General features: G+C 65.8%; 15 protein-coding genes. All 15 read left to right on the forward strand.

The genetic code is table 11. The features are described from left to right. Positions 1 to 72 precede the first annotated feature (72 nt). The 15 genes from ACEN8I_RS06880 (at position 73) to ACEN8I_RS06950 (ending at position 19,795) form a co-directional block, all read left to right on the forward strand. A complete protein-coding gene (locus ACEN8I_RS06880; protein WP_413327571.1) occupies positions 73 to 1,887 on the forward strand; it encodes an NADH-ubiquinone oxidoreductase-F iron-sulfur binding region domain-containing protein in 1,815 nt (604 codons plus the stop codon). Next, positions 1,884 to 4,757: a formate dehydrogenase subunit alpha gene (gene fdhF, locus ACEN8I_RS06885; protein WP_413327572.1), complete on the forward strand. Its 2,874-nt coding sequence runs from the start codon at positions 1,884 to 1,886 to the stop codon at positions 4,755 to 4,757. The genes ACEN8I_RS06880 and fdhF overlap by 4 nt, the downstream gene beginning before the upstream one ends. 42 nt (positions 4,758 to 4,799) lie before the next feature. Then, entirely contained in the window at positions 4,800 to 5,390 is a 591-nt protein-coding gene (locus tag ACEN8I_RS06890) for a DUF3305 domain-containing protein (RefSeq protein ID WP_413327573.1), read from the forward strand. Continuing rightward, positions 5,380 to 6,075, forward strand: coding sequence for a DUF3306 domain-containing protein (locus tag ACEN8I_RS06895; protein WP_413327574.1), 696 nt, complete (start codon positions 5,380 to 5,382; stop codon positions 6,073 to 6,075). Before ACEN8I_RS06890 ends, ACEN8I_RS06895 begins: the two co-directional genes overlap by 11 nt. Then, positions 6,002 to 8,143 (forward strand): 4Fe-4S binding protein, encoded by a 2,142-nt coding sequence (locus ACEN8I_RS06900; RefSeq protein WP_413327575.1) that lies wholly within the window; start codon positions 6,002 to 6,004, stop codon positions 8,141 to 8,143. The genes ACEN8I_RS06895 and ACEN8I_RS06900 overlap by 74 nt, the downstream gene beginning before the upstream one ends. Before the next feature lie 22 nt (positions 8,144 to 8,165). Then, the gene (locus ACEN8I_RS06905; protein ID WP_413327576.1) at positions 8,166 to 8,783 is read left to right on the forward strand and encodes a molecular chaperone; all 618 of its coding nucleotides are present in this window, start codon (positions 8,166 to 8,168) and stop codon (positions 8,781 to 8,783) included. A gap of 191 nt (positions 8,784 to 8,974) precedes the next feature. Next, positions 8,975 to 9,181 carry a formate dehydrogenase gene (locus tag ACEN8I_RS06910; RefSeq protein ID WP_074578009.1) on the forward strand — a complete coding sequence of 69 codons (207 nt, stop codon included), beginning with the start codon at positions 8,975 to 8,977 and terminating at the stop codon, positions 9,179 to 9,181. A 52-nt stretch (positions 9,182 to 9,233) separates the two neighbouring features. Next, complete coding sequence (locus ACEN8I_RS06915; RefSeq protein ID WP_413327577.1) at positions 9,234 to 12,200, forward strand: formate dehydrogenase subunit alpha; 2,967 nt, start codon at positions 9,234 to 9,236, stop codon at positions 12,198 to 12,200. Between the two features lie 9 nt (positions 12,201 to 12,209). After that, positions 12,210 to 12,830: a formate dehydrogenase FDH3 subunit beta gene (gene fdh3B, locus ACEN8I_RS06920; RefSeq protein ID WP_007873612.1), complete on the forward strand. Its 621-nt coding sequence runs from the start codon at positions 12,210 to 12,212 to the stop codon at positions 12,828 to 12,830. Beyond that, entirely contained in the window at positions 12,827 to 13,069 is a 243-nt protein-coding gene (locus ACEN8I_RS06925; protein ID WP_413327578.1) for a hypothetical protein, read from the forward strand. Before fdh3B ends, ACEN8I_RS06925 begins: the two co-directional genes overlap by 4 nt. Positions 13,070 to 13,083: 14 nt before the next feature. Further along, a complete protein-coding gene (locus tag ACEN8I_RS06930; RefSeq protein ID WP_413327579.1) occupies positions 13,084 to 14,280 on the forward strand; it encodes a formate dehydrogenase subunit gamma in 1,197 nt (398 codons plus the stop codon). 19 nt (positions 14,281 to 14,299) lie between these two features. Beyond that, the gene (locus tag ACEN8I_RS06935) at positions 14,300 to 14,686 is read left to right on the forward strand and encodes a hypothetical protein (protein ID WP_413327580.1); all 387 of its coding nucleotides are present in this window, start codon (positions 14,300 to 14,302) and stop codon (positions 14,684 to 14,686) included. A 64-nt stretch (positions 14,687 to 14,750) separates the two neighbouring features. After that, positions 14,751 to 15,638: a formate dehydrogenase accessory sulfurtransferase FdhD gene (locus ACEN8I_RS06940; RefSeq protein WP_413327581.1), complete on the forward strand. Its 888-nt coding sequence runs from the start codon at positions 14,751 to 14,753 to the stop codon at positions 15,636 to 15,638. Next, a complete protein-coding gene (locus ACEN8I_RS06945) occupies positions 15,635 to 17,176 on the forward strand; it encodes a C13 family peptidase (RefSeq protein ID WP_413327582.1) in 1,542 nt (513 codons plus the stop codon). The genes ACEN8I_RS06940 and ACEN8I_RS06945 overlap by 4 nt, the downstream gene beginning before the upstream one ends. Positions 17,177 to 17,233: 57 nt before the next feature. Beyond that, entirely contained in the window at positions 17,234 to 19,795 is a 2,562-nt protein-coding gene (locus tag ACEN8I_RS06950) for an ABC transporter permease (protein WP_413327583.1), read from the forward strand. Positions 19,796 to 19,941: the final 146 nt, after the last annotated feature.

Here is a 19,941-nt window from a genome sequence, read left to right on the forward strand (position 1 = left end):
TGATTCACAGATTATTTCGTTTCAAGCCAAGCCGTCCCCGCGCCTGAGGCGGGGACGCCGGCCCAGCCAACAATGAACCATCCTGGTCGCAGTCCCGAAGTCAAGGCCGTTGCCGTCGCAACGGTCGACGAAATGCGCGAGCGCATACGCCGCAAAAGCAAACTCAAGGGGCGCCAGGCGGACGATGCATCGCTGGACGAGGTGCGCGCGCTGATAGGCGCGCGGCCCGAAGCCGGCCACAGGCGCGACCTGCTGATCGAGCACCTGCACGCGCTCAACGACGCTTACCGCTGCCTGCACGACAGGCACCTGGTGGCGCTGGCCAAGGAGATGAACATCCCCATGGCCGAGGTCTACGAGGTCGCGACTTTTTATCACCACTTTGAAGTGATTCGCGGCGACGGCAAGGCCCCCGGCCTCACGGTGCGGGTCTGCGACGGCCTGGCCTGTGAACTGGCCGGCGCGCAGGATTTGCTGGCCCGCTTGCCGGCGCTGCTTGGAAGCCAGGACGTGCGTGTGGTCGCCGCGCCCTGCATAGGCCGCTGCGAGCAGGCGCCCGCCGTCGCGGTGCACCAGCAGGCCGTACCTTTTGCGACGCCGCAGGCTGTGGTTTCCGCCGTTGGCGATGTGCAAGCCCCTGGCGGCATGGCGCAGGCCGCCGTCCCCTTCGTCGCAGCCGATTTCGCCGAACACAGCGTGACCGGCGCCGGCACGGGCGCCGCGCCCGCTTACACCGGCTACGCGCTGTACCGCGAACACGGCGGTTATGCGCTGGCCGCAGCGGTGGTCAACGGCGAGGAAGACGCCGAGCGCATCATCAAGGCCATGGAAGACTCCGGCCTGCGCGGCCTGGGCGGCGCGGGCTTTCCGGCCGGCCGCAAATGGCGCATCGTGCGCGAGCAGCCTGCGCCGCGCCTGATGGCCGTCAACATCGACGAGGGCGAGCCCGGCACCTTCAAGGACCGCACCTACCTTGAGCGCGACCCGCACCGCTTCCTTGAGGGCCTGCTGGTCGCGGCCCAGGTGGTGGGCGTGGAGGCCTGCTACATCTATTTGCGCGACGAATACCACGACTGCCGCGCCATCCTGCAGGCTGAACTCGACAAACTGCGCGCCGACCCGCCCTGCGAGCTGCCGCTGATCGAGCTGCGGCGCGGCGCGGGCGCCTACATCTGCGGTGAAGAGTCCGCGATGATCGAAAGCATAGAAGGCAAACGCGGCGAGCCGCGCATGCGCCCGCCCTACATCGCGCAGGTGGGCCTTTTTGGCCGGCCCACGCTGGAACACAACTTCGAGACCCTGTACTGGGTGCGCGACATCGTTGAAAAAGGCCCGCAGTGGTTCAGCGGCTTCGGTCGCAACGGCCGCAAGGGCCTGCGCAGCTTCAGCGTGAGCGGGCGCGTCAAGAACCCCGGTGTCAAGCTGGCGCCGGCCGGCATCACGGTGCGCGAGCTGATAGACGAATACTGCGGCGGCATGGCCGAGGGCCACGACTTTTACGCTTACCTGCCCGGCGGCGCCTCGGGCGGCATCCTGCCGGCGTCCCTGGGCGACATCCCGCTGGACTTCGACACCCTGCAGCCTTATGGTTGTTTCATAGGCTCGGCCGCCGTCATGGTGCTGGGCCATCAGGACCGCGCGCGCGACGCCGCCCTCAACATGATGAAGTTCTTTGAACATGAAAGCTGCGGCCAGTGCACGCCCTGCCGCGTCGGCACGGCCAAGGCCGCGCAGCTGATGCAGGCCGAGCACTGGGACGGCGACACGCTGGAAGACCTCAACATCGTGATGACCGACGCCTCCATCTGCGGCCTGGGCCAGGCCGCGCCCAACCCGGTGCGCAGCATCCAGAAATATTTCCCGCATGAGATCGGAGCTGCGGCATGAACGCCCCCGCCAAACTTGCTGAAGTGCTGCCGCAAACCGTGGAGTTCAAGCTCGACGGCAAGAGCATCCATGCCTACGAAGGCGAAACCATCTTCAAGGCCGCCGCGCGCCACGGCGTGGACATCCCCCATCTTTGCTACAAGGACGGCCTGCGGCCCGACGGCAACTGCCGCGCCTGTGTGGTCGAGGTCAAGGGCGAGCGCACGCTGGCCCCCAGCTGCTGCCGCAGCGCCACGGCCGGCATGGAGGTGCAGGCCCAAAGCGAACGCGCGCTCAAGAGCCAGAAGATGGTGCTGGAGATGCTGCTGTCGGACATGCCCGACACCGGCTACAAATGGAATGAAAAAGACGAGTCGCTGCAGCACGGCGAACTCAGCGAATGGGCGGACCGCATGGAGGTGCAGGTGCGCCCCGCGCTCAAAGCCCTGCGCCGCGAGCAGCCCGCGGCCGACGTCTCGCACCCCGCCATGGCGGTCAACCTGGACGCCTGCATCCAGTGCAACCGCTGCGTGCGCGCCTGCCGCGAGGAGCAGGTCAACGACGTGATCGGCTACGCCATGCGCGGCTCGCACAGCGAGATTGTGTTCGACCTCAACGACCCCATGGGCGACAGCACCTGTGTGGCCTGCGGCGAATGTGTGCAGGCCTGTCCCACGGGCGCGCTCATGCCCAAATCCCAGGTCGGCTCGCAGGTGGTTGATAAAAAGGTCGACTCGGTCTGCCCCTTCTGCGGCGTCGGCTGCCTGCTGACCTACAACGTCAAGGACAACAAGATCGTCAGCGTGGACGGGCGCGACGGCCCGGCCAACCATTCGCGGTTGTGCGTCAAGGGCCGCTTCGGCTTCGACTATGCGCACAGCCCGCAACGCCTGACGGTGCCGCTGATACGCAAGGCCGGCGTGGGCAAAGACCCCGAGGCGCTGCAAAACCTCAACCGCGACAGCGCCGACTGGTCCGAAGTGTTCCGCGAAGCGACCTGGGAAGAGGCGCTCGCGCTTTCCGCCGGCAGCCTCAAGGGCCTGCGCGACACGCACGGCAAAAAAGCCCTGGCCGGCTTCGGCTCGGCCAAGGGCAGCAATGAAGAGGCCTATCTGTTCCAGAAACTGGTGCGCACCGGCTTCGGCTCCAACAATGTGGACCATTGCACACGTCTGTGCCATGCCTCCAGCGTCGCGGCGTTGCTCGAGGGCGTGGGCTCGGGCGCGGTCAGCAACCAGGTCAACGACGTGGAGCATTCGGACCTGATCTTTGTGATCGGATCCAACCCCACGGCCAACCACCCGGTGGCCGCCACCTGGATGAAGAACGCCGTCAAGAACGGCGCAAAAATCGTGCTGGCCGACCCGCGTGTCACCGACCTCGGCAAACACGCCTGGCGCACCCTGCAGTTCAAGGCCGACACCGACGTGGCCATGCTCAACGCGCTGATCCACACCGTGATCGACGAAGGCCTGGCCGACCAGGACTTCATCAGCAAGCGCGCCAGCAATTACGAGGCCTTGAAAGAAAACGTCAAGGGCTACAGCCCCGAAGCCATGGAGCCCATCTGCGGCATCCCGGCGCAAACCCTGCGCGAGGTGGCGCGGGAATTCGCCAAGGCCAAGGGCGCGATGATTTTGTGGGGCATGGGCATCAGCCAGCACGTGCACGGCACCGACAACGCGCGCTGCCTGATCGCGCTGGTCACGGTGACCGGCCAGATCGGCAAGCCTGGCTCAGGCCTGCACCCGCTGCGCGGCCAGAACAATGTGCAGGGCGCCAGCGACGCGGGCCTGATCCCGATGATGTTCCCCAACTACCAACGCGTGGACAACGCCGGCGCGCATGCCTGGTTCGAGAAATTCTGGGACACCCCACTGGACGAAAAGCCCGGCTACACCGTGGTCGAGATCATGCACAAGGCACTCGCGCCCGACAGCGACCCGCACAAGATACGCGGCATGTACATCATGGGTGAGAACCCGGCCATGAGCGACCCCGACCTCAATCACGCGCGCCATGCGCTGGCCAGCCTGGAGCACCTGGTGGTGCAGGACATCTTCATGACCGAAACCGCCTGGCTCGCCGACGTGGTGCTGCCGGCCACCGCCTGGCCCGAAAAAACCGGCACGGTCAGCAACACCGACCGCATGGTGCAGCTGGGCAAGCAAGCCATCACACCGCCCGGCGAAGCGAAACCCGACCTCTGGATCATCCAGCAGATCGCGCAACGCATGGGCCTCAGCTGGAACTATGCCGGCGAGCATTCGGGCGTGGCGGCCGTCTACGAGGAAATGCGCCAGGCCATGCACGCGGCGATCTCGGGCATCAGCTGGGAGCGGCTCCAACGCGAGTCCAGCGTGACCTATCCCTGCCTGAGCGAAGACGACCCCGGCGCGCCCACCGTCTTCATAGACCGCTTCGCCACCAACGACGGGCGTGTCCATCTGGTCCCTGCCGACATCATCCCGGCCAACGAGCGGCCCGACGCGGACTTCCCCTTTGTGCTGATCACCGGGCGGCAGCTCGAGCACTGGCACACCGGCAGCATGACGCGGCGCGCCACGGTGCTCGATGCGATCGAACCCATGGCCACGGCCTCGCTGTGCGGCGACGACCTCGCGGAACTGGGCTTGCAGGCCGGCGACGTGATCACCGTGCAGTCGCGCCGCGGCCAGGTCGCCATCCATGTGCGGCGCGACGACGGCACGCCGCACGGCGCGGTCTTCATTCCTTTCGCCTATTACGAGGCGGCGGCCAATTTGATGACCAATGCCGCGCTGGACCCCTTCGGCAAGATCCCGGAATTCAAGTACTGCGCCGTCGCGATACGCCGCGGCGGCCAGGCCTCGGCCATCCAGGGTTATGGCGAAGGGACGGCCGCCCGCTAGGGTTATTGCCGCAAAGGCAAAAGCCCGCCGTACACTGCGGGCATGTCCGACTTCCAGCTGCGTTCCCCCGAAACAGACGCCGCCATGCCCCGGCCCTGCACGGCGGTGGCTGTCGTCATGCGCCGCGAACACATCAACAACCGCTGGCAGCCCTGGCGCTGGGTACTGGCCGACGTGGTGCCGCATGAAGACGGCTTCGGCGCCGCGCCGCGGCTGCTGCTCAAAGACGAGCGCGAGGAGCGCTGGCTGCACCCGGGCTTTGCGGTTGAGCTGTTCACCGACGACGCCGAAGGCTATTACCTCAACGCCAGCACCGACCAGCCCTGCTTCTGGGTGCTGTGGCGCATGGAGGAAGAAGCGCTGCTGGCCGGCGAGCCGATTGCCGTGCCCCAGACCGTGACACTGAGCTACCACGATGCCGGCCGCTGGCTGGACGCGCAGGAAACCGTGGAGCAGGTGCCCGCGCCGCCCGAGGTCGTATCGTGGCTGCGCGAGTTCGTCGACAAACACCATGTGGCTGAGCCCAAGCGCCGGCAACGCCCGCAAAGCTTCAGGCCGCTGAGCGACCGCTTCGGCAATCCCGCGAGTGTGAGTACGGGCAAAAAAAACGGCGGAGGTAACCATGGCGGATGAACCCAGCGGTTTCCTGGGCCGCTGGGCGCGCCGCAAAGAGGAAGCGCGCCAGGGCAAGGCTTTGGATGAACCGGCGGCCGCTGCTGCCTCCGCTGCCCCGGCTGGGACTGTGCCGCCTGCCGCACCTGTCCAGGCGCAGCCGGTTGTGGAAGCCGCGCCGGCTGATGCCTCGCCCCCCAAAGTGCTGACGCTGGACGATGCCAGGCTGCTGACCCGCGATTCCGACTTCAAGCCTTTTATGGCCGGTAACGTGAGCCCCGAGGTGCGCAACGCGGCCATGAAAAAACTCTTTGCCGACCCACACTTCAATGTGATGGACGGGCTGGACACTTACATCGACGATTACTCCAAGTTCGAGCCGATTCCCGAGTCCATGCTGCGGCAGATGGCCAGCGCGAAGTTCCTCAAGCTGTTTGACGATGAGGAGGACGCCGAGAAAAGCAAGGACAAGGACGAAGCGGCCGCCGCCTCGCGGGAAAGCGCCAATAACCCCACGGATGAAACCGTGGCACAGTCCTCCTATGAAAACCCGGACATAGCTCCTCCCGAGCCGGCCGGGCCCGCAGAGACCAGCCAACCCGAGCCCCCCGTGGCCGGTAGCCAACCAGACCATGCCCACACTGATTTGCGACTGCAACCAGACCATGCCGCTCCAGCCCCAGGCGCTGGGCGAGGCCCTCAATGAGAGCCTGACGCTGCATTCGGCGCTGTGCCGGCGCGAAGCCGGGGCTTTCCAGAAGGCCGTGCAATCGGGCAACGACGTGGTGGTCGCCTGCACCCAGGAAAAGCGTCTGTTCGCTGAAGTCGGCTCGCAAACCCAGGGCGCGACTTCAGTCGTCAAGTTCGTCAATATCCGCGAGACCGGCGGCTGGAGCAAGGACGCTTCCAGCGCCGGCCCCAAGATCGCGGCGTTGCTGGCCGCAGCCCAGTTGCCCGATGCCGAGCCCGTGGCCACGGTGACCTACAAGAGCGCCGGCCGTTTGCTCATCGTCGGCCCGCTGGACCAGGCCGAGCAGGTGGCCGCATTGCTGGCCGACACCCTGGAGGTGACCATCTTCGCGCAGGGCGTTTCCGCTGGCGCGCAGGCCGGTCTTCCTGGCAGTCTTCCCGCGCAGGAGCGGCAATACCCGGTGATCAGCGGCGAGCGGCTTGCGCTCAAAGGTTGGCTGGGCGCGTTTGAAGCGAGCTGGGATAAGACCAACCCCATAGACCTGGACCTCTGCACACGCTGCAATGCCTGCGTGGCCGTGTGCCCGGAAGGCGCCATAGACCTGAGCTACCAGGTCGACAGCGCCAAATGCACGTCGCACCGCGACTGCACGGCCGTTTGCAAAGTGGCCGGCGCGATCGACTTCAACCGCGCGCCGCAAAGCCTCACCGAAGCCTTTGACCTGGTGTTGGACCTGGGCGTCAAACCGCTGTTCACGCTGCATGCGCCGCCGCAAGGCTATTTCGCGCAGGATGCCTCAGCCGGCCTGGCCTCGCCCGGCCTGCCGGCCACCGTGCTCAAGCTGCGCGACATGGTGGGTGAGTTCGAGAAGCCCAAATTTTTTGCCTACAAACAAAAGCTCTGCGCCCACAGCCGCAACGACACCGTGGGCTGCAATGCCTGCATAGACATCTGCTCAGCCGGCGCCGTCAGCAGCGAGAAAAAGCGCCAGCAGATCGTCGTCAACCCCAACCTCTGCGTGGGTTGCGGCGCCTGCACTACGGTGTGCCCGACGGGGGCGCTCACTTATGCTTATCCGCGCGCGAGCGAGCAGGGCGTGCGCTTCAAGACCTTGCTGTCGGCCTATGCCAAGGCCGGCGGCACGCAGCCGGTGTTGCTGTTCCACAGCCAGGGCAGCGGCCAGCAAGCCGTTGAAGCCCTGGGCCGCGCCGCGCGCCTGCAAAAAACCGTGCGCGGCGTGCCGGCCAACGTGATCCCGCAGGCGCTGTGGCACACGGCCAGCCTGGGCCTGGACCTCTGGCTCAGCGCCATTGCCTTTGGCGCTTCGCAAGTCGCGGTGCTGGTGACCGACGAGGAAGCCCCGGCTTATCTCGAAGGCCTCACGGGTCAGATGCGCGTGGCGCAAGCGCTTTTGAACGGCCTGGGCTATGCGGGCGTTCACTTCCATTTGCTGCGCGCGCAAGCCGCCGACGTCGCCGGCCTGGACAACGGCCTGCAGGCCCTGTCCCGCAACCGGCCCGCCGTGCCCGCCGCCCCGGCGCGCTTTGCCGTCGCCCAGGAAAAGCGCAGCACGCTGGACATGGCGCTGGACCACCTGATCCAGCAGGCGCCGGCTGCGCTGCCCGAAGCGATTGCGTTGCCCGCCAAAGGCTCGCCCTTCGGCAGCCTGCTGGTCAATGCCGACAGCTGTACCTTGTGCCTGAGCTGCGTGAGCGCCTGCCCGGCCAGCGCGCTGCAGGACAACCCGGACCGCCCGCAGCTCAAGTTCATCGAGAAAAACTGTGTGCAGTGCGGCCTGTGCGCCACCACCTGCCCCGAGGACGCGATCACGCTGCAGCCGCGATTGCTGCTGGGCCCGCAGCGCAAGGAGGCGAGGGTGCTGAACGAAAGCCCGCCCTACCACTGCATACGCTGCGCCAAGCCCTTCGGCACGCTCAAGGCCATAGAGTCCATGCTGGGCAAGCTGGCCGGCCATGCGATGTTCCAGGGCGCCGCGGCCGACCGCCTCAAGATGTGCGGCGACTGCCGCGTCATCGACCTGTATTCCGCCGAGAACGAAGTCAAGATCACCGACATTCGCTAGAACAAGACGTAAGACGCCACGCATGACGCCAGCCTCCCTGACCGCCACCACCCTGGACGAAGAAACCGCGCGCGCCGAGGTCTATGGCCTGCTGGCCGCGCTGTATTACGCCGCGCCGTCGGCCGAGCTCTATGAAAACCTGCGGGTCGCCGTGACGGCCGCGCCCGCCGAAGGCGCGCTGCTGGAAAGCTCCTGGGGCGAACTGGTGGCCGCGGCGCGCGCGCAAAGCCGGGAGGCCACCGCCCAGGAGCACGATGCGCTGTTCGGCGGCGTGGGCAAGCCCGAGCTGTACCTCTTTGGTTCTCATTACCTCAGCGGTTTCCTCAACGAAAAACCGCTGGCCGCCCTGCGCACCGAACTCGCGGCACTGGGCCTGGCGCGCGACGAGGCCATGCCCGAGACCGAAGACCATGTGGCCTACCTCTGCGAAGTCATGCGCTACCTGATCGCCGGCGACGATGTGGCCGTGGCCAACCTCACGCGGCAGCGCGAGTTTTTCGCGCGCCACCTGCAGCCCTGGCTGCCGCTGATGTGCGAGGCCATCGCGCAACACCCCAAGGCGCGCTTTTACGCGGCGCTGGCGACCTTCACGCAGACCTTCGCGAGCGTCGAGGCGCAGGGCTTTGACATGCTGGCCTGAGGGTGTGCCGCTCGCAGGGGCGAATGTTTTCTCAATATGAGACAGCCCGTGGCGGCGCGATCATAAGATAGCCTATCGTTTTCCCTAGCCCCCCGGATTGAGTCGGACAAGCCATTGTGGCAAGGGGCCCTCTGACGTACAGTACTATGCAAACGGTTGCATACCGAGCAAGCCTTCCCCTGGAGAACACCATGCAGGACAGCCAGCCAAAACCCTCGCGACGGGGATTCTTTTTCGGTGCCGCCGCCACGGGCGCGGCCGCTGCAGCCGTCGTGGCCCTGCCCGGCGCACCAGCCCTACAGGCCGAACTCCCGGCGCCCAAGCCGGCCCCTGAAAAAGGCGGCGGCTACAGCCTCTCGGAACACGTCCAGCGCTACTACAAGACCACCCGCGTCTAGCCCGTTCGACCGCCAGCACCCGGCCCGGTTTCACTTTCCCACGGAGAGCTTCATGCTGCTCACGAAAAAAACTTCCGAAGTCCATCCCGCGCACCGCGCTTCCACGCGGTTTGTGCACAGCCTGTCGCGGGGCCTGTCCAATGCCCTGCCCACCATGGACCGTCGCGCCTTTTTGCGCCGCTCCGGCCTCGGTGTCGGCGTGGGCCTGGCCGCGACGCAGCTGAGCCTGGTCAAAAAAGCCGAGGCCGCCACGCCCGGCGCTACCGAGGCCGGCGGCAAGATAGAAGTCAAGCGCACGGTGTGCGGCCATTGCTCGGTCGGCTGCGCGGTCGATGCCGTGGTCGAAAACGGCGTCTGGGTGCGCCAGGAGCCGGTGTTCGACTCGCCCATCAACCTGGGCGCGCACTGCGCCAAGGGTGCGGCGCTGCGCGAGCACGGCCACGGCGAGTACCGCCTGCGCTATCCCATGAAGCTGGTGAACGGCAAGTACGAGCGCATCAGCTGGGACACGGCGCTCAATGAAATCAGCGCCAGACTGCTCGAGCTGCGCAAGGAGAGCGGCCCCGACTCGGTCTACTGGGTGGGCTCTTCGAAGCACAACAACGAGCAGGCCTATTTGATGCGCAAGTTCGTGAGCTTCTGGGGCAGCAACAACTGCGACCACCAGGCCCGCATCTGCCACTCGACCACGGTGGCCGGCGTCGCCAACACCTGGGGCTACGGCGCCATGACCAACTCCTACAACGACATGCAGAACAGCAAATGCGCGTTGTACATAGGCTCGAATGCGGCCGAGGCCCATCCGGTCAGCATGCTGCACATGCTGCACGCCAAGGAAACCGGCTGCAAGCTGATCGTGGTGGACCCGCGCTTCACGCGCACGGCGGCCAAGGCCGACGACTACGTGCGCATTCGTTCGGGCTCGGACATTCCTTTCCTCTTCGGTGTGCTGTACCACATCTTCAAGAACGGCTGGGAAGACAAAAAATACATCAACGACCGCGTCTACGGCATGGACAAGGTCAAGGCCGACGTGATGGCCAAGTGGACGCCCGACAAGGTGCTGGAAGCCTGCGGCGTGGATGAGGCCACCACGCTGAAAGTGGCCACCATGATGAGCCAGAACCGCCCCAGCACCATTGTCTGGTGCATGGGCCAGACCCAGCACACCATAGGCAACGCCATCGTGCGCGCCTCCTGCATCCTGCAGCTGGCGCTGGGCAACGTCGGCAAGTCCGGCGGCGGCACGAATATTTTCCGCGGCCACGACAACGTGCAGGGCGCGACCGACGTCGGCCCCAACCCCGATTCGCTGCCCGGCTACTACGGCCTGGCCGAAGGCTCGTGGAAACACTTCGCCAAGATCTGGGGCGTGGACTTCGACTGGATCAAGGGCCGCTACGCCTCGGCCGCCATGATGGGCAAGCCCGGCATCACGGTGTCGCGCTGGATAGATGGTGTGCTTGAGAAAAACGAGCTGATAGACCAGGAGTCCAACCTGCGCGGCGTGTTCTTCTGGGGCCATGCGCCCAACTCGCAGACGCGCGGCCTCGAAATGAAACGGGCCATGGACAAACTGGACCTGCTGGTGGTGGTCGATCCCTATCCCTCGGCCACCGCGGCCATGGCCGCCATGCCCGGCAAGGCCGAAGACCAGAACCCCAAGCGCGCGGTCTACCTGCTGCCGGCCGCCACGCAGTTCGAGACCAGCGGCTCGGTGACCGCCTCCAACCGTTCGCTGCAATGGCGCGAGAAGGTCATAGAGCCGTTGTGGGAAAGCCGCAGCGACCACATGATCATGCACCAGCTGGCCGACAAGCTCGGCTTCGCCAAGGAACTGTCCAAGAACTACAAGATGCAGAAGGTCAAGGGCATGGACGAGCCCGTGCCCGAGGACATCCTGCGCGAGATCAACAAGACCTGCTGGACCATAGGCTATACCGGCCAGAGCCCGGAGCGCCTGAAGGCGCACATGCGCAATATGCACCTGTTCGACGTCAAGACCCTCAAGTCCAAAGGCGGCAAGGACAAGGAAACCGGCTACGACACCACGGGCGACTATTTCGGCCTGCCCTGGCCATGCTACGGCACCCCGGAGCTCAAGCACCCGGGCTCGCCCAATCTTTATGACACCTCCAAACACGTCATGGACGGCGGCGGCAACTTCCGCGCCAACTTCGGCGTCGAAAAAGACGGTGTCAACCTGCTGGCCGAGGACGGCTCGTGCTCGCTGGGCGCCGAGATCAATACCGGCTATCCCGAGTTCGACCACTTGCTGCTCAAGAAACTGGGCTGGTGGGACGACCTGACCGACGCCGAAAAAACCGCGGCCGAAGGCAAGAACTGGAAGACCGACTCTTCAGGCGGCATTATTCGCGTCACCATGAAGGTTCACGGCTGCCACGTGTTCGGCAATGCCAAGGCGCGCGCGGTGGTCTGGAACTTCCCCGACGCGATCCCGCAGCATCGCGAGCCGTTGTACGGCAACCGCGCCGACCTGCAGGCCAAGTACCCCACGCATGACGACAAGAAGGCCTTCTGGCGCATGCCCACGCTGTACAAGACTATCCAGCAGAAAAACATCGCCGACAAGGTGCACGAGAAATTCCCGCTGGTCATGACCTCGGGCCGGCTCGTCGAGTACGAGGGCGGCGGCGAGGAAACCCGCTCCAACCCCTGGCTGGCCGAGCTGCAGCAGGAGATGTTCATCGAGATCAACCCCAAGGTGGCCGCCGAAAAAGGCATACGCAATGGCGAACGCGCCTGGGTCAGTACCCCCACGGGCGCACGCCTGAACGTGCAGGCCATGGTGACCGAGCGCGTGGGCCCCGACACGGTGTTCATGCCCTTTCACTTCTCGGGCCGCTGGCAGGGCGCCGACATGCTGGCTTATTACCCCAACGGCGCGGCGCCCGTGGTGCGCGGCGAAGCCATCAACACGGCCACCACCTATGGCTACGACAGCGTCACGATGATGCAAGAAACAAAAACAACCGTCTGCAACGTCGAGAAAGCATAAGGAATCACCATGGCACGCATGAAATTTGTCTGTGACGCCGAGCGCTGCATCGAATGCAACGGCTGCGTCACCGCTTGCAAGAATGAGAACGAAGTCCCCTGGGGCGTGAATCGCCGCCGCGTGGTGACGCTCAACGACGGTGTTCCCGGCGAAAAATCCATCTCGGTGGCCTGCATGCATTGCAGCGATGCGCCCTGCATGGCCGTCTGCCCGGTCAACTGCTTTTACCGCACCGACGAGGGCGTGGTGCTGCACGACAAGGACATCTGCATAGGCTGCGGCTACTGCTCCTATGCCTGCCCCTTCGGCGCGCCGCAGTTCCCGGCGGCGGGCACTTTCGGCGTGCGCGGCAAGATGGACAAATGCACCTTCTGCGCCGGCGGCCCGGAAGTCAACGGCAGCCAGGCCGAGTTTGAGAAATACGGCCGTAACCGCCTGGCCGAAGGCAAGCTGCCGGCCTGCGCCGAAATGTGCTCGACCAAGGCCTTGCTGGCCGGCGACGGCGATGTGGTCGCCGACATCTTCCGCAACCGCGTGGTGCAGCGCGGCAAGGGCGCCGAGGTCTGGGGCTGGGGCACGGCCTATGGGTCCAAACAAGCGGGCCAGCCGCCCGCAGGAGCCAAATCATGAAGCGCCTCGCGATGCTGGTTTCCACCGCGGCGGCTTTCACCGTCTTGAGCGCTTGCGGCGAAAAACCGCAAACCCTGGGTAGTGGCGCGCGAAGCGACACCGCGGCCTTCCAGGGCACCGACAACGCCTTCGCGGCGCCGGGCTGGACCAAGGGCGACAAGGCCAGCTGGGAGCAGGGGCTCAAGGCCCGCATGCAGAACAGCCAGAACGAATACACCAAGACGGGCACGTCGAAATAGCGAGCGGAGGCCTTATGTTTCTTGCGCGACCCGTTCTCTTTCTGCTGGCAGCCGGCTTGGCCGGGCTGGCGGCCGCGCAGGCCCCTGCGCCGGCAGCCGCACCGCAGTCCTCGGGCGTCGTCACGGCAGCGCCCGCACCGGCCGCCGTGAACGGCATCCAGGGCCAGAACATTTTTGAGGTCAAGCCCGACGCCAGCGCCGATCCCAATTACGCCAAACAAAGCAACGGTGAACGCGCCAAGGTCCAGCCCGGCAACAACGCGCCCATGTGGCGCCAGGTGGGCGAGGGCGTCACCGGCTACAGCAGTCTGCCCAAAAGCGAAGCCCCCGAAGCCGGCAACCTGATCCAGCCTTTTGTGCAATACCCCGGCTCGCGCCTGACCAATGCCGGCGAGGCCTGGCGCCAGGTGCGCAACCACTGGATCATTCCCTACGGCGGCTCGTTGTTCCTGATCGTGCTGCTGGCGATCGCGATTTTTTATTTCAGCAAGGGTTCCATCAAGACCCACGGTGCGGACACCGGTCGCAAGATAGAGCGCTTCACGCCTTTTGAGCGCGCCGCGCACTGGTCCAACGCGATCGCGTTTTCCATCCTGGCGATCTCCGGCCTGGTGATGGCCTTCGGCAAGTTCTTCCTGCAGCCCGTCATCGGCGGCGCGCTCTTCGGCTGGCTGACCTGGGTGCTCAAGACCCTGCACAACTTCGCCGGCCCGTTGTTCGCAGTGTCGCTGGTGATCGTGTTCTTTACCTTCCTGCGCGACAACTGGCCGCAAAAGGGCGACCTGCGCTGGCTGGCCAAGGGCGGCGGCTTGGTCACGGGCGGCGAGGAGCCGCCTTCGAACCGTTTCAACGCGGGCGAAAAACTCATCTTCTGGGGCGGCGTGTTCTTGCTCGGCATTGTGGTCGTGTCCTCGGGTTTTGTGCTCGACAAGCTGTTGCCCGGCCTGGTTTACGAGCGCGCCACCATGCAGGTCGCGCACATGGTGCATGCCGTGGCCACCGTGCTCATGATGTGCATGTTCCTCGGCCACATCTACCTGGGCACCATAGGCATGCAGGGCGCCTACCAGGCCATGCGCACCGGTTATGTCGACGAAACCTGGGCGAAGGAACACCACGAATACTGGTACGACGACATCAAGGCCGGCAACATTCCGGCTCAGCGCAGCACCACGCCTGTTGATCCACCCGGCCAGATCGCGCAAGCTTGAAGAGCGAAATGAGGACGCCATGAAAAAACTCCTGACCCTGGGCCTGCTGGCCGCCGCGTCGGCCGCGGTGCTGGCCAAACTGCCGCCGCTGAGCGACGAAGCCAAGGCCAAGGCCGCCGAGGCCGCAGCCAAGACGGCCTGGACCGGCAAGCTCGAGGCCTACCAGTTGTGCAAAGCGCAGGACAAGGTGGCTGCCGCTTATTACAAATCGGCCAAGGCCGCCGGCAAGGACACCAAGCCGCCCGCCGCCGCGCCGGCCTGTGCCGACCCCGGCCCCTTTGCGTACACCCCGCCTGAAGCCAAGCCGCTGGAAGCCGCCGGCGCGCATTCGCCGGCCGGTACGGCCACCAGCCCGCCCAGCACCAAACAGCCGGACGCGGTCGGCAACCCCGCCAAGAAGTCCTGAATAGACTCGCTTCCTCAAAAGCCGACCCTGCAAAGGGCCGGCTTTTTTGTTGTAGTCTTGCCGCATGCCTTCGCCATCACCTTTGCCCCGCCTGACAAACGCCAGGGCGCCCCTGACCTGCGAGGTCCAGACCGTCAACGAATACGGCGAAACGCAGCAGGTCTCCATTCCGGCCGAGCGCGCGCTCACCGTATACGTCGACAAGCGTGAGCTCGTGACCTTGATGACGCTGGGCGCGCATCCCGAATTGCTGGTGCTGGGCTATTTGCGCAACCAGCGCCTGGTCAAGGATGTGGCCGACATTGACTCCATCACCGTGGACTGGGAGGTGGGGGCTGCCGCCGTCAAGACCCGCCGCGGCATTGAGGACATCGAAGAAAAAACCGCGCGCCGCGTGGTCACCACCGGCTGCGGCCAGGGCAGTGTGTTCGGCGGCCTGATGGACGAGGTGGACGGCATCGTGCTGCCTGCCGACGCCCGCATCAGCCAGGGCCAGCTCTACGCACTGGTCAACACCATACGGCTCAAGGAAACGACTTACAAATCCGCCGGCTCGGTCCATGCCTGCGCGCTGTTCGCGATGACGGACGGGGATCCCGAGATGCTGCTGTTTGTGGAAGACGTGGGCCGCCACAACGCCATAGACACCATCGCCGGCTGGATATGGATGCAGGCCAGCCCCTTGGTGAGCAAATCGGACAAGGTGTTTTACACGACGGGCCGCCTCACCAGCGAAATGGTCATCAAGTCCGCGCAGATGGGTGTGCCCATTGTGGTCTCGCGCAGCGGCATCACGCAGATGGGGCACCAGGTGGCGCAGACGGTCGGCCTGTGTGCCATTGGCCGCGCCACCAACAAGCGTTTTGTCTGCTATGCCAATCCGCAGCGGCTTGTGCTGCAACCCGAGCTCGCGGGCGCCAAGCCTTCATCCCTTTCCGCCACGCCAACATGACAGACGTCGACGTCCAGCCCACGCTTCCCGGAATTCCCGAAACCCTCCCATCCCGCGAGGAGGGGGGCGCCGGCCTGTCCCTGTTGCGCTGGGTGGTCGAAGGCTTGCGCGCCGGCGTCTTTTTAAAGCCTCGCGTGGCCGGGCATGCTCCCACGCCGCTGCAGGTACTGCTCATTACGGGTGGGGTGCTGGCTCTGGAGCTGGGACTGGCCCGTTTGGAAGTGGCCGGCCCGGCGCGCCTGGATGTCCAGGCCTGGCTGTCGGGCTGGTGGACCATCGCCTTGTTCATCGGCCTGGCCTGGTGGGCCCTTCCCGTTCCGGCTGCCGCCGAACCGGCCGAGGCCGCCGAAGCCGCCGAAGCCGGCAGCAAGCGCCTGAGCGGCATTGCCGCCTGCCTCGTCCTGTGGTTGCTCGTGTCCCTGCCCAGCGGCTTGGTGTACCAGGGCGTGATCGCGGCCATCGCCCAGGGCTGGATCAAGGCCAAGGTGTTTTCCGAAGCCTGGCTGTACTGGGTGTTTAATGCGGTGTTTTTGGCTTGGGCGCTGGGCGCGGCCACCGTCCTGGTCGCGCGTTTTACTGGCTGGACCTGGCGCATGGCCGTGTTCGCGCTGGCTCTGGTGGCCTCCAGCGGTCTCACGGTCTGGCAATTCGAGGCCCGCACCTGGCAACAAGACTACTCCGCGCGCGGCGATGCCGATGATCGGCCCCGGCTGCAGCTGAGCCAGCAGACCTTCGAGGTGCAGCAAGCCCTCTGGGAAAAGACCATGGCCGCCATCGCGCATGAGCGCCCCGGCGTCACCGACGTGTATGCCCTGGTGTTCGCACCCTACGCCTCGGAAGACGTGTTCCTGCGCGAAAGCACGATGGTTAGCCGCGTGCTGGCCGAGCGTTTTGACGCTGAGGGCCGCGTGGTGCACCTGGTCAACCATGCCGCCACCGCGCAAACCCATCTCTGGGCTACCGGGCTCAACCTTGAGCGCGCCATCGACGCGATCGCCCAGCGCATGGACCGCGAGAAGGACGTGCTGGTGGTCTACATGACCTCACACGGTGCCAGCGACTTCAAGCTGGCCGCCTACCACTGGCCGCTGCAAGTCCCGCCCGTGACACCCGACGAATTGCGCGAAGCGCTCGACAAGGCCGGTGTGCGCAACCGCGTGATCGCGATTTCGGCCTGCTTCTCGGGCGGCTGGGCCGATGCCCTGGCCGGGGATACCACGCTGGTCATGACGGCGGCCGACGCCACCCACACCTCTTACGGCTGCGGCCGGCGCTCCGAGCTGACCTTCTTCGGCCGGGCCCTGTTTGACGAGCAATTGCGCAAGACGCATTCCTTTGAGCAGGCGTTTGCGCGGGCCGTTCCGCTGATCAAGCAGCGCGAGATCGACGCCGGCAAGGAAGACGGCTTTTCCAACCCGCAGATCCGGGTGGGTGCGGGCATCGCGCCGGTGTTGCGCGCGCTGGAAAAGCGCCTGGATGCGCTGCCGCCGGCCGCTGTTGCCGCGCCCGTGGCTGCTGCCAGCGCAATTCGTCCATAACCCGCTTTCAAACCCGGCCATCGCTCAAGGCTGCGGACTTTGCGTTATGGTCTGCGCATGAACACCCTTTTCTTCAAGCTCGGCTGGAAAACCATGCTGCGCGACCTGCGCGCGGGCGAGCTGCGCCTGCTGATCGTGGCCGTCACCCTGGCCGTCGCGGCGCTCACCGCCGTCGGTTTTTTTGCCGACCGCCTCAAGGGCGGCCTGCAGCGCGATGCGCGCCAACTGCTGGGCGGCGACGCCGTGATCCGCAGCGACGGCCTGACACCGGCGGCCTTTATCGCCAAAGCGCGGGAACTGGGCCTGCAGGGAATTTCCACCGTCACCTTTCCCACCATGGGCCGCGCGCCCGACGCCGACGGCGGCGCCAGCAAGCTGGTGGCCTTCAAGGCCGTGCCCCAAGGCTATCCCTTGCGCGGCAGCATGAAGGTGGCCGCCAGCCTGGATGAGCCCGGCGCTGACACGCGCGAGGTGCCGGCTCCCGGAACGGCCTGGGCCGATGCCTCGCTGCTCGACGCGCTGGGCCTCAAGCTGGGCCAGACCCTGCTGCTGGGTGATGCCGGCTTCACGCTCACGCGCATCATCGTGCAGGAACCCGATCGCGGCGCGGGCTTCATCAGCTTTTCGCCGCGCGTGATGGTCAACGAGGCCGACGTCAAGGCCACCAACCTGATCCAGCCCGCCAGCCGCACCAATTACCGCTTTGCTGTTGCCGGTGATGACAAGGCGGTGAAGGCCTATGTGAAATGGGCCGAGGCGGAGATCAAGAAGCCGTTCGAGCAGTCGGGCGTGCGCGGCGTGCGCCTGGAGTCGCTCGAATCGGGCAGCCCCGAGATGCGCCAGACCCTGGATCGTGCCGAGAAATTCCTGAATCTCGTGGCGCTGCTGGCGGCCCTGCTGAGCGGGGTGGCGGTGGCGATTGTGGCGCGCGGCTTTGCGGCCAGGCACCTGGACGACTGCGCCATGCTGCGCGTGCTGGGCCAGCCGCAGCGCACCATCGCGCTGGCCTACACCTTTGAGTTCGTGCTGGCGGGGCTGTTCGCCAGCGCCTTGGGCGTGGCCCTGGGTTTCGCCGTGCATTACGGTTTTGTGCTGCTGCTGGCCGGCCTGGTCGAGACCGCGCTGCCGGCCGCTACCTTTTGGCCCGTGCTGTTCGGCATGGGCATGGGCCTCACGCTGCTGCTGGCTTTCGGCCTGCCGCCCGTGTTGCAGCTGGCCCAGGTGCCGCCGCTGCGCGTGATACGCCGCGACGTCGGCAACCTGAAGCCCGCCTCGCTCGCGGTGCTGGGCGTGGGCATGGCCGGTTTCGCGGCCCTGCTGGTGGCCGCCAGCAGCGACCTGAAGCTGGGCCTGATCGCCGTGGGCGGCTTTGCCGGTGCCGTGCTCGTGTTCGCCGTGGCGAGCTTTGCCGCCGTCAAGCTGCTGCGCGCCAGCGTGCATGAGGCGACCGCGCCGCGCTGGCTGGTGCTGGCCACACGCCAGCTCTCGGCGCGGCCGGTGTACGCCGTGGTGCAGACCAGCGCGCTGGCCGTGGGCCTGCTGGCGCTGATGCTGCTGGTGCTGCTGCGCACCGACCTCATCAGCAGCTGGCGCAGGGCCACGCCGCCCGACGCGCCCAACCGTTTTGTCATCAACGTGCAGCCCGAGCAGGGCGAGGCCTTCCAGCAGGCCCTGCGCGACGGCGGCGTGAAAAAATTCGATTGGTACCCCATGATCCGCGGCCGCCTGATTGCGGTCAACGGCAGGCCCGTCACGCCCGACGACTTTGAGGACGACCGCGCCAAGCGCCTGGTCGACCGCGAGTTCAACCTCTCCAACAGCGCGGACATGCCCTCGCACAACCAGCTCAGCGGCGGGCGCTGGACGGCCGGCGAAAAAGACGCCGTCAGCGTCGAGGACGGCCTGGCCAAGACCCTGGGCCTCAAGCTCGGCGACAGCCTGCGCTTTGATATAGGCGGGCAGGCCAGCGAAGCCAAAATCACCAGCCTGCGCAAGGTCGACTGGGGTTCCATGCGCGTCAACTTTTTTGTGATGTACCCGGTCGCCAAACTGCCGGCCGACGTGCCTGTCTCTTTTATCAGCGCCTTCCGCGCGCCCGAACCCGTGGCCGCCGTGGCCGGCCAGCCGCGCCCGCAGAGTTTTGACAACACCCTGGTCAAGGCTTTTCCCAATATCACCAACGTCGACATGAGCAGCACGCTGGCCCAGGTGCAGCGCGTGCTCGACCAGGTGATACGCGCGGTGGAGTTTTTATTCGGCTTCACGCTCGCCGCCGGCCTGGTCGTGCTGTTCGCCGCCATCACCGCCACCCGCGAAGAACGCGCCAAAGAGTTCGCCATCATGCGGGCGGTCGGGGCGCGCGCCTCCTTGCTGCGCCAGGTGCAGCGGGCCGAGCTGGCCGGTGTCGGCCTGTTGGCCGGTTTCCTGGCCTCTGTCGTTGCGCTGGCTGTGGGATGGGGGTTGGCGCGGTTTGTGTTTGAGTTCAACTGGACCGGGTCTTGGACGGTGCCTTTGCTGGGGAGTCTGGCTGGGGCTGTGCTGGCTTTGGCTGCGGGGTGGTGGGGGTTGAGGTCGGTTTTGAATACGCCTGTTGTGGAGACGTTGCGTAAGGCACAGTAACGGGTGCCTTCCGAACGCCGTTCGGGATGGGCTTTTTGTTGTTCTTGGGGAGTGCTGTTTGCTGAATTCTGCTGGCCGGGGTTGCCCGGCGGCAACTCACTTTCTTTTGCTTCGCCAAAAGAAAGTAAGCAAAGAAAAGGCGACCC

The organism is Polaromonas sp. CT11-55, from assembly GCF_047303325.1.
Taxonomy (GTDB): Bacteria; Pseudomonadota; Gammaproteobacteria; order Burkholderiales; family Burkholderiaceae_C; genus Polaromonas.

Excerpts from the sequence above, each read along its gene's own strand:
- ACEN8I_RS06880 (WP_413327571.1), top strand. The coding sequence starts at position 73 with ATGAACCATCCTGGTCGCAGTCCCGAAGTCAAGGCCGTTGCCGTCGCA.
- fdhF (WP_413327572.1), top strand. The coding sequence starts at position 1,884 with ATGAACGCCCCCGCCAAACTTGCTGAAGTGCTGCCGCAAACCGTGGAG.
- ACEN8I_RS06890 (WP_413327573.1), top strand. The coding sequence starts at position 4,800 with ATGTCCGACTTCCAGCTGCGTTCCCCCGAAACAGACGCCGCCATGCCC.
- ACEN8I_RS06895 (WP_413327574.1), top strand. The coding sequence starts at position 5,380 with ATGGCGGATGAACCCAGCGGTTTCCTGGGCCGCTGGGCGCGCCGCAAA.
- ACEN8I_RS06900 (WP_413327575.1), top strand. The coding sequence starts at position 6,002 with ATGCCCACACTGATTTGCGACTGCAACCAGACCATGCCGCTCCAGCCC.
- ACEN8I_RS06905 (WP_413327576.1), top strand. The coding sequence starts at position 8,166 with ATGACGCCAGCCTCCCTGACCGCCACCACCCTGGACGAAGAAACCGCG.
- ACEN8I_RS06910 (WP_074578009.1), top strand. The coding sequence starts at position 8,975 with ATGCAGGACAGCCAGCCAAAACCCTCGCGACGGGGATTCTTTTTCGGT.
- ACEN8I_RS06915 (WP_413327577.1), top strand. The coding sequence starts at position 9,234 with ATGCTGCTCACGAAAAAAACTTCCGAAGTCCATCCCGCGCACCGCGCT.
- fdh3B (WP_007873612.1), top strand. The coding sequence starts at position 12,210 with ATGGCACGCATGAAATTTGTCTGTGACGCCGAGCGCTGCATCGAATGC.
- ACEN8I_RS06925 (WP_413327578.1), top strand. The coding sequence starts at position 12,827 with ATGAAGCGCCTCGCGATGCTGGTTTCCACCGCGGCGGCTTTCACCGTC.
- ACEN8I_RS06930 (WP_413327579.1), top strand. The coding sequence starts at position 13,084 with ATGTTTCTTGCGCGACCCGTTCTCTTTCTGCTGGCAGCCGGCTTGGCC.
- ACEN8I_RS06935 (WP_413327580.1), top strand. The coding sequence starts at position 14,300 with ATGAAAAAACTCCTGACCCTGGGCCTGCTGGCCGCCGCGTCGGCCGCG.
- ACEN8I_RS06940 (WP_413327581.1), top strand. The coding sequence starts at position 14,751 with ATGCCTTCGCCATCACCTTTGCCCCGCCTGACAAACGCCAGGGCGCCC.
- ACEN8I_RS06945 (WP_413327582.1), top strand. The coding sequence starts at position 15,635 with ATGACAGACGTCGACGTCCAGCCCACGCTTCCCGGAATTCCCGAAACC.
- ACEN8I_RS06950 (WP_413327583.1), top strand. The coding sequence starts at position 17,234 with ATGAACACCCTTTTCTTCAAGCTCGGCTGGAAAACCATGCTGCGCGAC.